Source organism: Streptomyces sp. Act143, from assembly GCF_003143935.1.
GTDB lineage: Bacteria > Actinomycetota > Actinomycetes > Streptomycetales > Streptomycetaceae > Streptomyces.
Genome location: NZ_QFRX01000001.1, coordinates 8,603,400 through 8,617,165, shown reverse-complemented (window position 1 = coordinate 8,617,165; position 13,766 = coordinate 8,603,400). Strand labels below are relative to the sequence as shown.

Annotated in this window: 10 protein-coding genes; 5 read left to right on the top strand and 5 right to left on the bottom strand. The window is 72.8% G+C overall.

Features of this window, described 5'->3' with window-relative positions; all coding sequences use genetic code 11:
• Positions 1-54: 54 nt before the first annotated feature.
• From DI272_RS39375 to DI272_RS39365, 3 genes are all read left to right on the top strand, one after another.
• Positions 55-3,906 carry a Pls/PosA family non-ribosomal peptide synthetase gene (locus DI272_RS39375; protein ID WP_109499953.1) on the top strand — a complete coding sequence of 1,284 codons (3,852 nt, stop codon included), beginning with the start codon at positions 55-57 and terminating at the stop codon, positions 3,904-3,906.
• A gap of 68 nt (positions 3,907-3,974) precedes the next feature.
• Positions 3,975-5,318, top strand: coding sequence for a M1 family metallopeptidase (locus tag DI272_RS39370; RefSeq protein WP_109499952.1), 1,344 nt, complete (start codon positions 3,975-3,977; stop codon positions 5,316-5,318).
• A 19-nt stretch (positions 5,319-5,337) separates the two neighbouring features.
• Positions 5,338-5,712, top strand: coding sequence for a YchJ family protein (locus tag DI272_RS39365; protein ID WP_109501278.1), 375 nt, complete (start codon positions 5,338-5,340; stop codon positions 5,710-5,712).
• Positions 5,713-5,719: 7 nt separating this feature from the next.
• Here DI272_RS39365 and DI272_RS39360 read toward each other — a convergent pair whose 3' ends face one another.
• Positions 5,720-6,421, bottom strand: a complete 702-nt coding sequence (locus DI272_RS39360; RefSeq protein WP_109499951.1) for a FadR/GntR family transcriptional regulator — start codon at positions 6,419-6,421, stop codon at positions 5,720-5,722.
• 148 nt (positions 6,422-6,569) lie between these two features.
• Here DI272_RS39360 and DI272_RS39355 point away from each other — a divergent pair, with 148 nt between their 5' ends.
• Positions 6,570-7,076 (top strand): gluconokinase, encoded by a 507-nt coding sequence (locus tag DI272_RS39355; protein WP_109499950.1) that lies wholly within the window; start codon positions 6,570-6,572, stop codon positions 7,074-7,076.
• Between the two features lie 59 nt (positions 7,077-7,135).
• On the top strand, positions 7,136-8,533 hold the full coding sequence (locus DI272_RS39350) for a GntP family permease (RefSeq protein WP_109499949.1): 1,398 nt from the start codon (positions 7,136-7,138) through the stop codon (positions 8,531-8,533).
• 1,146 nt (positions 8,534-9,679) lie between these two features.
• Here DI272_RS39350 and DI272_RS39340 read toward each other — a convergent pair.
• From DI272_RS39340 to DI272_RS39325, 4 genes are all read right to left on the bottom strand, one after another.
• Positions 9,680-10,300, bottom strand: coding sequence for a cytochrome b/b6 domain-containing protein (locus tag DI272_RS39340; protein WP_109499947.1), 621 nt, complete (start codon positions 10,298-10,300; stop codon positions 9,680-9,682).
• Positions 10,284-11,030: a molybdopterin-dependent oxidoreductase gene (locus DI272_RS39335; protein ID WP_109499946.1), complete on the bottom strand. Its 747-nt coding sequence runs from the start codon at positions 11,028-11,030 to the stop codon at positions 10,284-10,286. The genes DI272_RS39340 and DI272_RS39335 overlap by 17 nt, the downstream gene beginning before the upstream one ends.
• Before the next feature lie 74 nt (positions 11,031-11,104).
• On the bottom strand, positions 11,105-12,628 hold the full coding sequence (locus DI272_RS39330) for an APC family permease (RefSeq protein WP_109499945.1): 1,524 nt from the start codon (positions 12,626-12,628) through the stop codon (positions 11,105-11,107).
• A gap of 36 nt (positions 12,629-12,664) precedes the next feature.
• Entirely contained in the window at positions 12,665-13,615 is a 951-nt protein-coding gene (locus DI272_RS39325) for a hypothetical protein (RefSeq protein ID WP_109499944.1), read from the bottom strand.
• Positions 13,616-13,766 lie beyond the last annotated feature (151 nt).

The following is a 13,766-nucleotide window of genomic DNA, read 5'->3' as shown; positions in this document are numbered from 1 at the left end:
ACCTGCGGGCCCGCCAGCGCCCGGAGGCCTCTCCGGATCGAGACGCGAGGACCGATGGCAGCCATTCACGAGGGCAGTGCTCTCGGCCTGCTCGACGAGGAGTTCCGCGAGCGGTTCGGGGACACGGCACGCTTCTCCGGGGGGCCGGCGGCCTCTGCGCGCACGCTCGTCGACATCTTCGACGCGTCCGTACGCTCCTGCCCCGACGAGCCCGCCCTGGACGACGGCACGACGTGCCTGACCTACCGTGCGCTGGCCGTCGAGGTGGAGCGGCTGCGGCGGCGGCTCGCGGCGGCCGGGGTCGGGCTCGGGGACCGGGTGGGCATCCGTGTCCCGTCGGGCACCAATGACCTCTATGTCGCCGTCCTCGCCGTGCTGTCCGCCGGTGCCGCGTATGTGCCGGTGGACGCCGAGGACCCGGACGAGCGGGCCGAGTTGGTGTTCGGGGAGGCGGAGGTCAGGGCCGTCGTCGGCGCCGGGCACGAGCTGACCGTCACCGGGCACGGGGAGACGGCCGCCGCGCGGCCCGGGGCCGAGCACGACGCGTGGATCATCTTCACCTCCGGGTCCACCGGGAAGCCCAAGGGTGTCGCCGTCAGTCACCGCAGTGCCGCCGCGTTCGTGGACGCCGAGGCCGCACTGTTCCTCACCGACGAGCCCATCGGTCCGGGTGACAGGGTCATGGCGGGTCTGTCGGTCGCCTTCGACGCGTCCTGCGAAGAGATGTGGCTGGCGTGGCGGTACGGGGCCTGTCTGGTGCCCGTGCCGCGGTCGCAGGTCAGGAGCGGTGCCGATCTCGGGCCCTGGCTGGTGGAGCAGGAGATCACCGTCGTGTCGACGGTGCCGACGCTCGCCGCGCTCTGGGAGCCGGAGACCCTCAACGACGTCCGGCTGCTGATCTTCGGCGGTGAGGCCTGTCCGCCCGAGCTGGCGCAGCGGCTGGTGACCGAGGGGCGCGAGGTGTGGAACACCTACGGGCCGACTGAGGCGACCGTCGTGGCCTGTGCGGCGCTGATGACCGGCGAGGAGCCGATCCGCATCGGACTGCCGTTGCGCGGTTGGGAGCTGGCCGTCGTCGACGAGGCCGGGGAGCCCGTGCCCATGGGCGCCAGTGGGCAGTTGGTGATCGGCGGGGCCGGACTCGCGCGGTATCTGGACGCCGAGAAGGACGCGGAGAAGTACGCGCCCCTTGAGTCGCTGGGCTGGGAACGGGCGTACCGCAGCGGGGATCTGGTGAAGGCGGAACCCGAGGGGCTGGTGTTCCTCGGGCGGGCCGACGAGCAGATCAAGCTCGGTGGGCGGCGGATCGAGCTCGGTGAGGTGGATGCCGCGCTCCAGGCGTTGCCGGGTGTGGCCGGCGCCGCGGCCGCCGTGCGCACCTCCCGCGGCGGCAACCAGCTGCTCGTCGGGTACGTCGTCACGCAGGACGGCTGGGACCACGCGGCGGCCGTGGCGAAGCTGCGCGCCGAACTGCCCGCCGCACTCGTGCCGTTGCTCGCGCCGGTCTCGGACCTGCCCACGCGGACGAGCGGCAAGGTCGACCGCAACGCGCTGCCCTGGCCGCTGGAGAACCTGGAGACCTCCGGCCCGGCCGAGCAGTTGTACGGCACCGAGGCCTGGCTCGCCGAGCAGTGGGCGGAGGTCCTCGGCATCCCGGTCACCAGTGCCTCCGACGACTTCTTCGCGATCGGCGGCGGCAGCCTCGCCGCCGCGCAGCTCACCACGCGGCTGCGCACCCGCTACCCGAGCGCGGCGGTGCTGGACGTCTATCAGCAGCCGGTGCTGCGGAAGCTGGCCCGCCGTCTGGAGAAGTCGGCGCAGGACGACGGCGGCACACGGTCCGTCGCGCCGGTGCCGGTGCGCGCTCAGCTTCTGCAACTGCTGGTGCTGGTGCCGCTGTTCACGCTGCTGGGACTGCGCTGGACGGTGGTACTGGCCGCGCTGGGCAATGTTCTGCCCTACGCGTGGCTGCCGAGCGCGCCCTGGTGGCTGGTGGGCGCTGGGGCGGTGCTGTTGTTCAGTCCGCCGGGGCGGCTCGCGGTCGCGGCGGGCGGGGCGCGGCTGCTGCTGCGAGGTGTGCGGCCGGGGCGGTACGCGCGCGGCGGGAGTGCGCACGTGCGGCTGTGGGCCGCGGAGCGGCTGGCCGAGTTCAGCGGGGCGACCGCGCTGACCGGCGTGTGGCTGGAGCGGTACGCGCGGGCGCTGGGCGCGAAGGTCGGCCCGGATGTCGATCTGCACTCGCTGCCGCCGGTGACCGGCATGCTCAAGCTGGGGCGGGGCGCGGCCGTCGAGTCCGAGGTGGACCTGTCCGGGTGGTGGCTGGACGGCGACCGGCTGGAGGTCGGCCCGGTCAAGGTGGGCGCGCACGCGGTGGTCGGGACGCGCAGCATGCTCTTCCCGGGCGCGCGGGTCGGCAAGCGGGCCGAGGTGGCGCCGGGTTCGGCGGTCGGCGGGCAGATCCCGACCGGTCAGCGCTGGGCGGGGGCGCCCGCGGTCAAGCTGGGCAAGGCCAAGCGCACCTGGCCCAAGGAGCGGCCGCGCCGGGGCACGTACTGGCGCCTGATGTACGGCGTGACCGGCTTCGGTCTGAGCGCGCTGCCGGTGTCGGCGGGGGCGGCCGCGTTCCTGGTGGGCCGGGTGTTCTTCACGCCGGAGCAGCCCCTCAAGGGTGCCGTGCTCGCCCTGGTGCCGGCGACGCTCGCCTTCGGGCTGGCGTACGCGCTGCTGATCCTGGTCGGGGTGCGGTTGCTGAGTCCGGGGCTGCGGGAGGGGACGTATCCGACGCACAGCCGGGTCGGGTGGCAGGCGTGGACGGTGACGCAGTTGATGGACCGCTCCCGGGAGACGCTGTTCCCGCTGTACGCCGGGCTGGTCACGCCGGTGTGGCTGCGGCTGCTCGGGATGCGGGTCGGGCGGGGCGCCGAGGTGTCGACCGTGCTCGCGCTGCCGAGCCTGACGACGGTCGGTGAGGGGGCGTTCCTCGCCGACGACACGCTGACCGCGCCGTACGAGCTCGGGGGCGGCTGGATGCGGATCGGGCGGGCCGAGATCGGGCGGCGGGCCTTCCTCGGGAACTCGGGGATGACCGCGCCGGGGCGGTCCGTGCCGGACGGCGGCCTGGTGGGGGTGCTGTCGGCGACGCCGAAGAAGGCGAAGAAGGGCAGCTCGTATCTGGGGCTGCCGCCGGTGAAGCTGCCGCGCAGCGCGGCCGGCGGCGACCAGAGCCGGACCTACGACCCGCCGGCGCGGCTGCTGTGGGCGCGCGGGCTGGTGGAGCTGTGCCGGATCGTGCCGGTGTTCTGCTCGGCGGCGATCGGGGTGCTGACGGTGGCGGCGCTGTGCGCGCTGGGCGGGTGGGCGTGGGCGCTGTCGGGCCTGGTGCTGCTCGCGGCGGGTGGCGCCGCCGCGCTGCTGTCGATCGTCGCGAAGTGGCTGCTCGTGGGGCGGCATCGCGCCGGGGAGCATCCGCTGTGGAGTTCCTTCGTGTGGCGCAACGAGCTCGCGGACACGTTCGTCGAGGTGGTGGCGGTGCCGTGGCTGGCGGGCGCGGTGCCGGGCACGCCGCTGATGACGGCGTGGCTGCGGGGGCTCGGGGCGCGCATCGGCAAGGGTGTGTGGGTGGAGAGCTACTGGCTGCCGGAGTCGGATCTGGTGACCCTGGAGGACGCGGCGACGGTGAACCGGGGCTGTGTGCTCCAGACGCACCTCTTCCACGACCGGATCTTGCGGACGGATACTGTGGTCCTCCGTGAGGGCGCGACGCTGGGTCCTGGCGGGATCGTGCTGCCCGGCAGCACGATCGGGGCCCGTACGACCCTGGGTCCCGCGTCGCTCGTCATGGCCGCGGAGTCCGTTCCCGACGACACCCGTTGGCTCGGCAACCCGATCGAGGCATGGCGTCCCTGAGCGCGGGCCACTCGGAGCCGATGGGCGGCAATCGGAGTGGCAGCGCGGCGCAGGGAGTAGAAGCACCAGTGGCGGTTCAGCAGTCGGCGGGGTCCGACCCGTACTTCCCGGAGAACGGTGACGCGCGGTACCGGGTGCACCGGTACGAGCTCGCGCTGGACTACCGTCCGGGCCCGAACCGGCTGTCGGGCACCGCCCGGATCAATGCCATAGCGGGACGTTCGCCGCTCACCGAGTTCTTCCTGAACCTCGCCGACTTCCGGATCGGGCGGGTGCGGGTGGACGGCCGTCAGCCGCACTACACGCACCGCGGCGGCAAGCTGCGGGTCCGCCCCGCGAAGCCGGTCCGGCCCGGGGCGGCCTTCACGGTCGAGGTGCACTGGTCCGGCAATCCCAAGCCGGTGAACAGCCCGTGGGGCGGCCTGGGGTGGGAGGAGCTGGAGGACGGGGCGCTGGTGGCGAGCCAGCCGATCGGGGCGCCGTCGTGGTACCCGTGCAACGACCGGCCCGCGGACAAGGCGTCGTACCAGATCTCGATCACGACGCCGTCGGCGTACGCGGTGGTCGCGGGCGGGCGGCTGCTGACCCGTACGACGCGTGCGTCGACGACGACCTGGGTGTACGAGCAGGCGGCGCCGACGTCCAGCTATCTGGTGGGGCTGGCGATCGGCAAGTACCAGACGGTGCTGCTGGGTGATCCGGGGCCGGGCGGGGTGCCGCAGCACGGGCACATCCCGGCGCATCTGCTCCCCCAGTTCTCCCGGGACTTCGCGCGGCAGCCGCGGATGATGGACCTGTTCCAGGAGCTGTTCGGCCCGTACCCGTTCGACGAGTACGCGGTGGTGGTGACGGAGGAGGAGCTCGATGTGCCCGTCGAGGCACAGGGGTTGTCGCTCTTCGGCTCCAACCACGTGGACGGGGCCCGGGGTTCGGAGCGGCTGGTCGCGCACGAGCTGGCGCACCAGTGGTTCGGCAACAGCGTCTCGATCGCGGACTGGCGGCACATCTGGCTCAACGAGGGGTTCGCGAAGTACGCGGAGTGGCTGTGGTCGGAGCGCTCGGGCGGCCGTACCGCCCAGCAACTGGCCGCCGCCGCGCACCGGTTGCTGTCGGGGCTGCCGCAGGATCTGCGGCTGGCCGACCCGGGCCGAAAGTCGATGTTCGACGACCGGCTCTACGAACGCGGCGGTCTTGCCCTGCACGCGGTGCGCTGCGCGATGGGCGACGACGCCTTCTTCCGGATGCTGCGCGGCTGGGCGGGGCTGCACCGGGGCGGGGCGGTGACGACCACGACGTTCACCGCGCATGTGGCCCGGTTCGCGGCGGAACCCCTGGACGAGGTGTTCGAGGCGTGGGTGCACGGGGCGGCGCTGCCGCCGTTGCCGGTGCCGCAGAGCAGGGCGGCGGGCTAGGTCGGCGAGAATGGCCGCCATGAACACCCGCTCCTGCCCCTGCGGCCTGCCCGAGTCCTACGCCGAGTGCTGCGGCCGGTACCACTCCGGCACCGCCGCCGCGCCGACCGCCGAGGCGCTCATGCGGTCGCGGTACTCCGCTTTCGTGAAGGGCGACCCGGCGTATCTGCTGCGGACCTGGCATCCGCGGACGCGGCCGGCGCGGCTCGATCTCGATCCGGGGATGCGGTGGACGGGTCTGGAGATCCTGGGCACGGCTGACGGGTCCGCCTTCCACACCACCGGGGCCGTGGAGTTCCGGGCGTCCTACCGGGGCGGGTCGCTGCACGAGCGCAGCCGGTTCGAGCGGGTGGACGGGGCGTGGGTCTACGTGGACGGGGAGTTCCCCGCCTGAGAAGCGCTCAGGGAGCGAGGATGTCCAGCTCCTGAAGCGCGCCCACCGTGATCTCGCGGGTCAGCTCCTCCGCCCGTACCGCGTCGCCCGCGCGGACCGCCTCCGCGACCTGGACGTGCAGGGTGACCGCGGCCGGGTCGGGGTCCTCGAACATGACCTCGTGGTGGGTGCGGCCCGCGAGGACCTCCGCCACGACGTCGCCGAGGCGGGCGAACATCTCGTTGCCCGAGGCCGCGAGGATCACCCGGTGGAAGGCCATGTCGTGGACCAGATAGCCCTCCAGCTGGTGGCCGCGCGAGTGGGCGACCATGCCCAGGGCGCACTCGGTGAGTTCGGCGCACTGCTCCGCCGTGGCGTGCTTCGCCGCCAGGCCCGCCGCGACCGGTTCGATCGCGGAGCGCAGGACGGTGAGGGAGCGCAGCTGCCGGGGGCGGTCGGCGCCGGCCAGGCGCCAGCGGATGACCTGCGGGTCGTAGACGTTCCAGTCGCACTCGGGGCGGACCGTGACGCCGACGCGGCGGCGGGACTCGACCAGGTGCATGGACTCCAGGACGCGGACGGCCTCGCGCATCACCGAGCGGGAGACGTCGAACTCCTGTGCGAGTTCATCCGTGCGCAGAACGCTGCCCGGCGGGTACTCGCCCGCGGTGATCGCGGGGCCGAGGGTGTCCAGTACCTGGCCGTGCAGCCCCCGGCCCGAAGTGCTCATGCACTCAGCGTACGGGGCACGTCACGGGAACAAAAAGTCAGACTTATTTGTCACAGAGTCTTGAATTCGTCGTACCTAATGGGCTTCAGTGGCGTCGACGCCCGAGGGCGTCGACCTGTCGATGAAGACAACGGACAGTGAGGCAGTGATGAACACCCCCCATGTCGTCGTGGTGATGGGCGTCGCGGGCACCGGCAAGACCACCATCGGTCCGCTGCTCGCCGCCCGGCTCGGTGTCCCGTACGCCGAGGGCGACGACTTCCACCCGCCGGCCAACATCGCCAAGATGACGGCCGGTACTCCGCTCACCGACGACGACCGGTGGCCGTGGCTGGACGCCATCGGCGACTGGGCGCACGGGCGGGCGGGGCTCGGCGGGGTGGTCAGCTGCTCGGCGCTGAAGCGGTCGTACCGCGACCGGCTCCGCGCCGCCGCACCCGGCCTCGTCTTCGTGCACCTCGCGGGCGACCGTGCCCTCATCGAGGACCGCATGTCCCATCGGCAGGGCCACTTCATGCCGACCGCGCTGCTCGACTCCCAGTTCGCCACCCTCCAGCCGCTCGAGGCGGACGAACCGGGCGTCGTGGTGGACGTGGCCGGCAGCCCCGAGGAGATCACCGGACGGGCCGCCAAGGCGCTCGCCGAACTCCCGTAGCACCACCCCACACCCCCCGCACCCACCCCCGTATCCCCGTACCTGCAAGGGAATCCCCCGTGACCAGACTCAGCGCCGAGTTGCTGGCAGCGGACCCCGTCGAGCCCATCACCTCGGCCGGTCACGCCCAGCTGGGCATCGCCGTCCTGGCGGGCATCGCCGTCATCGTCCTGCTCATCACCCAGTTCAAGCTCCACGCCTTTCTGTCGCTGACCATCGGCTCGCTCGCGCTGGGCGCGTTCGCCGGGGCGCCGCTCGACAAGGTCATCACCAGCTTCACCGGCGGTCTCGGCACCACCGTCGCCGGTGTGGGCGTACTGATCGCGCTGGGCGCGATCCTCGGCAAGATGCTCGCCGACTCCGGCGGCGCCGATCAGATCGTCGACACGATCCTCGCCAAGGCGGGCGGCCGGTCGATGCCGTGGGCCATGGTGCTCATCGCCTCGGTGATCGGTCTGCCGCTGTTCTTCGAGGTCGGCGTCGTCCTGCTGATCCCGGTCGTGCTCATGGTCGCCAAGCGCGGCAACTACTCGCTCATGCGCATCGGCATCCCGGCGCTCGCCGGTCTGTCCGTGATGCACGGGCTGGTCCCGCCGCACCCCGGCCCGCTGGTCGCGATCGACGCCGTCCAGGCGAACCTGGGCGTCACGCTGGCGCTCGGCGTCCTCGTCGCCATCCCGACGGTGATCATCGCGGGTCCGCTGTTCTCCCGGTACGCCGCCCGCTGGGTGGACGTCCAGGCGCCGGACCGGATGGTTCCGCAGCGCGCCTCGGAGGACCTGGAGAAGCGGCCCGGCTTCGGCGCCACGCTGGCGACGATCCTCCTGCCGGTCGTGCTGATGCTCTCCAAGGCGCTCGTCGACATCGTGATCGACGACCCGGAGAACACCACGCAGCGCGTCTTCGACGTCATCGGCTCCCCGCTGATCGCCCTGCTCACCTCGGTGATCCTCGGCATCTTCACGCTGCTGCGGCCCGCCGGGTTCGGCAAGGAGCGGCTCACGCCGCTGGTCGAGAAGGGCCTCGCGCCCATCGCGGGCATCCTGCTGATCGTCGGCGCGGGCGGTGGTTTCAAGCAGACGCTGATCGACACCGGTGTGGGCCAGATGATCCTGGACATCTCCAAGGACTGGTCGATCCCGGCGCTGCTGCTGGCCTGGCTGATCGCGGTGGCGATCCGGCTCGCGACCGGTTCGGCGACGGTGGCCACGGTCTCCGCGGCCGGTCTGGTCGCCCCCCTGGCCGCCGACATGTCGACCACCCACACGGCCCTGCTGGTCCTCGCGATCGGCGCCGGCTCGCTCTTCTTCAGCCATGTCAACGACGCCGGCTTCTGGCTGGTGAAGGAGTACTTCGGCCTGAACGTCGGCCAGACCATCAAGACCTGGTCCGTCATGGAGACGATCATCTCGGTGGTCGCGGGCGGTGTGGTGCTGCTGCTCTCGCTGATCATCTAGCGGTACGACGTTCGACCGTACGACGTCACGGTCACCGGCTTCGGTCACCGGCTTCCGTATCGGGCGCCGATGGCCCGATGATGGTAGGCCCCTGGGTTCTGGCCCCAGGGGCCTACCGTCGTCGTGGGGGGCGTCATGGCGGTTTCCCTCGGGATGCGTGTCTCGGGGCTGCTCCTGGTCGGAGCGGTGGCGGTGGCCGCCGCGGCCTTCACCGGGGACGGGAGTGACCCACCGGACAGGGGATATGGGGGCGGCGGAGTCGTCACCGCCGGTCCGTCGAGCGCCACTCCCACCGCACGCGACGTCAGACCGCTGCCGTCCCTCACCCCGGCCCGGCCGTCGCCCGACGGCCACGCGCACACCCCGGACGTCACCGACAGCCCGCGCGCGCCCGCGAGCCCCAGCCCCTCCCCCACTCCCGCCCCTTCGCCGGGCAACCGGCTCCTCCAGAGCCCGCCCTGGCTGCCTCCCGGCCCGGACTCGCCGAACACCGACGGCACTTCGGACCCGTCGAGCGTCTACGACCAACTGCGCGCCCCCGCCGAGTGCCGGGCCGTCCTCGACGACATCCCGGCCGCATCGGCCGACCCGGAGTGGCAGCTGCTGCGCGGGCTGGCCTCCGCGTGTCTCGCCGTGCAGGGCAAGGGCGGCAGCTGGGCGTCGGCGGCCGAGGAGTACACCGCCCTCGCCGGGCGGGCCGACACCTGCAAGGGGCGGGCCGCGTACACCGTCCTGGGCGGGCTGCTGGACTTCCACCGGCGGCACCCCGCCGGCACCGCGCGGCCGGTCGCCTCCTCCGGCGGCGTCCCCGCGTGTGCCTACCGGGTGGCCGGTGTCGACGCGGGCGGCGACGGCGAGGCGCGGGCCGGTGAGACGGTGGCCGTCGAGTTGACCGGCATCTACTTCGACCCCGCCGAGCTGCTGCGGGACGGGCGGGTGCTGATCGACGGGCGGCTGCCGGACGGGCCGCCGGTGCTCGGCTCTCAGCGGGGTGACCAAGTGGTGCTGGACGTGGTGGTGCCGGCGCTCGACCCGGGCGGGCTGCCCAGGAGCGTCGACGTGTCCGTGCAGTTCGGCGGCGTCGAGGTGCGGGCGGAGGACGCCTTCACCGTCGTGGCGCCCGATGCGGCCGCGACGCCGACCGGGTCAGGGTCGCCACAGGGAGTGCTCCCGCTCGGCCCACTCACGGCTGACCAGCCCCGTCCGCAGTCCGCGGCGGGCCTCCGGGTCGCCCAGGGCCATGCCGATGTGGCCGGCGATGACGATGCCCATCGTCAGGGCCAGCCAGTCGTGGACGAAGGTCGCGCTGGTGCGCCACTGGATCGGGGTGAGGTGCGTGAACCACATCAGCAGGCCCGTGCCGAGCATGACCAGGGAGGCGCCGGCGATCCAGGCGGCGTAGATCTTCTGCCCGGCGTTGAACTTGCCCGCCGGGCGTGACGAGCGCCGTCTGTCACGGCGCAGCGCCGCGCGGAGCCAGATACCGTCGTGCGGGCCGAAGCGGTTGAGGAAGCGCAGGTCGGCGCGGAAGGCGCGGGAGGCGAGGCCCGCCAGGACGGGGACGGGCAGGGCGAGGCCGGCCCACTCGTGGATGCGGACCACCAGCTCGCGGCGGCCGACGAGTTCGGCCAATTGGGGGAGGTAGAGGCAGGCGGCGGTGGCCACGCAGACGCCCATCAGGGCGGCCGTGGTGCGGTGCACCCAGCGTTGCGGACGTCCGAAGCGGCGGATCCGGGTCCGGGGCGGGGCGTCAGCTCGTAGGGTCATCGTCCCGTCCGTTCGAACGGCCCACCCAGGCGTCGACGTCGTAGCCGCGGTCCTCCCAGTAACCGGGCTCGACGTCCTCGGTCACGGTGATGCCGGAGAGCCACTTGGCGGACTTGTAGAAGTACATGGGGGCCACGTAGAGGCGGACCGGGCCGCCGTGGGAGTGGCCGATGTCCTTGTCCTGCATGCGCAGGGCGACCAGGACGTCGGCGCGGCGGGCCTGGTCGAGGGTGAGGCTCTCGGTGTACGTGCCGTCGAAGCAGGAGAAGCGGATCGCCGTGCCCTTGGCCCGTACTCCGGCGGTGTCGAGCAGATGGGACAGGCGCACGCCCTCGAACGGGGTGTCCGGGACCCGCCAGCCGGTGACGCACTGGACGTCCTTGACCATCCGGGTCTGGGGCATCGCGCGCAGGTCGTTGAGGGTGTAGGTGGCCGGGCGGTCGACGAGGCCGTCGATGCGCAGGCGGTAGTTCGCGGCGTTCTTGTGGGGCACGGAGGAGGCCACCGAGTAGTAGCGGAAGCCGCCGCCGTTGGGGAGCAGGCCGGTCAGGCCGGTGGGGTCCTTGTCGGCCGCGCTGCCGAGGAAGGCCTCCAGGCCGCGTTGCAGGGTCGGCGCGGTGACCACGCCGAGGGCGCCGAGGCCGAGGGTGCCGAGGAGGACGCGGCGGCCGACGGGCCTGCCCGCCGCCTCGGGGTGCGGGTCGTCCGCCTCGGGTGGTTCGGTGTTCACGCCTTCATTCGAGCACCCGCGGACCGTGGCGGACCAGGGTTCGCGGGTGCCCGTCAGATTTCCGTAACCACTTCTTACGACTGCGCCGCCTTGTCCAGTTGGAACGCCTCGTTGCCCAGGCCGATGCGGGCGTGCGCCTCCGGCGAGCGGGAGCGCAGGTACAGGCCCTGGACGAGGCCGACGACCACGGACGCGCCGATGATGCCGGGCAGGAGCCGGCTCAGGGCGGAGTCCGGGCCCGCGCCGACGAGGACGTCGAAGTCCTTCACCGTGTAGCCGGCGATGACGAGGAGGGCGAGGCCCGCGACGGCGGAGGTGACCAGCCGCCAGGCCTGGGCGCCGGCGGCGCCGCGGCGGGCGAAGAAGACGACGACCGAGAAGGAGGCCGCGGCCATCAGCACGATCACGCCGAGGGCGCCGATGTTGCCGCCCCAGGTGAACAGGTGCAGGACGGGCTCGGTGGGGTCGCCGGTGGGCTTGTCGTCGGCGACCGCGAAGGCGATCACGATCACCGCGGAGACGGCGGTCTGGAGGAGCGAGCCGGTGCCGGGGGCGCCGCTCGCGCCCGTCGTCCGGCCGAAGGAGCGCGGGAGCAGGCCCTCGCGGCCCATGGCGAAGGCGTAGCGGGCGACGACGTTGTGGAAGCTGACCATGGCCGCGAACATGCCGGTCACGAAGAGCACGTGCAGGACGTCGGTGAAGGTGCCGCCGAGGCGGGACTCGGTGAGGCCGAAGAGCAGTCCGGCACTCTGCTTCTGGGACTCGCCGACGATCTGGGAGGGGCCGGTGGCGACGGTGAGGGCCCAGCTGCTGAGCGCGAAGAAGACGGCGACGCCGCCGACCGCGAGGAACATCACGCGCGGCACCAGGACGTGCGGGCGGCTGGTCTCCTCGGCGTAGACGGGCGCCTGTTCGAAGCCGAGGAACGCGGCGATGCAGAAGCAGAGCGCGGTGCCGACGCCGGCGCCGCTGAGGGTGTCCGGGTTGAAGGCGTGCAGGGACAGGCCCTCCTTGGCGGGGTCGGCGACGGCGGCGATGTCGAAGATGACGACCAGGGCCACCTCGATGACGAGCAGGACGCCGAGCACCTTCGCGTTGACGTCGATCTTCAGCCAGCCGAGGGCGCCGACGGCGGCGACGGCCGTGAGCGCCGGTATCCACCAGGCGATCTCCAGGTCGGCGTAGGTGGCGAAGAGGCCGGAGACCTCGAAGCCGAAGATGCCGTAGATGCCGACCTGGAGGGCGTTGTAGGCGACGAGGGCGACGAGGGCCGCGCTCGCGCCGGCGGTGCCGCCGAGACCGCGGGAGATGTAGGCGTAGAAGGCGCCCGCGTTGTGGACGTGCCGGCTCATCTCGGCGTAGCCGACGCTGAAGAGGATCAGGATCGCGCCGAGGGCGACGAAGAGCAGCGGCTGTCCGACGATGCCCATCACCGCGAATGTGGTGGGCATGACACCTGCGACGACCATGAGGGGGGCGGTCGCGGCGAGGACCGAGAGCAGCAGGCCGCCGGTGCCCAGGCGGTCGGCGCGCAGGGCCCGCTCCTGGCCCTTGTAGGTACTGATGCCGTCACCGGCTCTGGCTTTGCTCGTGGCCATCGGGACCGTCCTTGGCTGGGGCTGGGTTCGGGGGCGTTACGCCGTGCCGAGCGCGCTGTCGCGGGCGGCACGGAAGGCGGGGTGGGCATCGCGGTCGGGGTACGACCAGGGCGCCGGGGTGGGGTGCTCGCCGATGCGGTGGAAGAGGGCGGCGGCCTCGGCGCCGCGGCCCTCGCAGACCTTGGCGTGGGCGAGGAAGTTGAGGTCGACGAGACGGCGGGGGTGGCCTTCGTGCTCCCACTCCAGCCACCAGTCGAAGGCCGACTTCATCACCTGGCGGGCCCGGCGGCCGACCCAGTGGCCGGAGGCGGTGGGGTCGGGGGGCTCGTGTCCCGCGGTGGCGAGGACGCGGTAGCGCTCGGCGTGCGCGATGACCGGGAGGATGGCGAGCGGCGAGTCGGCGGGGGCCTGTTCGGCGGCCCAGTTGGCGAAGTCGTAGACCTCGTGGAGCGGGTCGGGTCCGGCGGCGGCGCGGTGCTCGGCGAGGCGGGCGACCAACAGGTGGTGGGCGTGGTGGTGGTCGGCGTGACGGGCGCGGATCTGCTCGAAGAGGCGGACCGCGTTCTGGGCGGCGGTCGAGCCCTGCTCCAGCATGAGCATGCCCAGCCAGGGCGTGGGGTCGGCGGGCACCCGGTCGGCGGCGGTGCGGCAGGCCTCACGGGCGCGGTCGGGCTTCTCCTTGCCGCGCAGGGCGCGCTGCACCTGGGCGAGCGCGAGCAGGACGGCGGCGTCGGCGGACTCGGGTTCGGCGAGCAGCCAGTCGCGGGTCCAGGCGGCGCTGTACGGCTCCATGGCGAGGACGGTCACGCGGTGGCCGCGCAGGTCCCAGTCGTCCCCCGTGTGGGCGAGCAGGGATCGGGCCGCCTGCCAGCGTCCCTGCGCCAGGGCCGCGCGAGCGGCGCCGAGTTCGGCGTCGTCGAGGGCGGCGTCGAAGGCGTGGGCCGCGCGTCGGCGGCCACGGCCGAGGGGTGGCGGGGGTGGTGACACCGCGGAGACTTCCTCGTGCGAGGTCAATCGCGTCGACGGTCGGCAGGGGCAACTGGCCCACGGGTCTGATCATCAGGGCGTGGGCGACTGATCACGGACAGCCAACCCTCAGCCAATGGTCCCCGTCAAGCTTCGGGCGCCTGTTACACGC

Coding starts and splice junctions, on each gene's coding strand:
- DI272_RS39375 (WP_109499953.1), top strand. CDS start 55: ATGGCAGCCATTCACGAGGGCAGTGCTCTCGGCCTGCTCGACGAGGAG.
- DI272_RS39365 (WP_109501278.1), top strand. CDS start 5,338: ATGAACACCCGCTCCTGCCCCTGCGGCCTGCCCGAGTCCTACGCCGAG.
- DI272_RS39360 (WP_109499951.1), bottom strand. CDS start 6,421: ATGAGCACTTCGGGCCGGGGGCTGCACGGCCAGGTACTGGACACCCTC.
- DI272_RS39355 (WP_109499950.1), top strand. CDS start 6,570: ATGAACACCCCCCATGTCGTCGTGGTGATGGGCGTCGCGGGCACCGGC.
- DI272_RS39340 (WP_109499947.1), bottom strand. CDS start 10,300: ATGACCCTACGAGCTGACGCCCCGCCCCGGACCCGGATCCGCCGCTTC.
- DI272_RS39330 (WP_109499945.1), bottom strand. CDS start 12,628: ATGGCCACGAGCAAAGCCAGAGCCGGTGACGGCATCAGTACCTACAAG.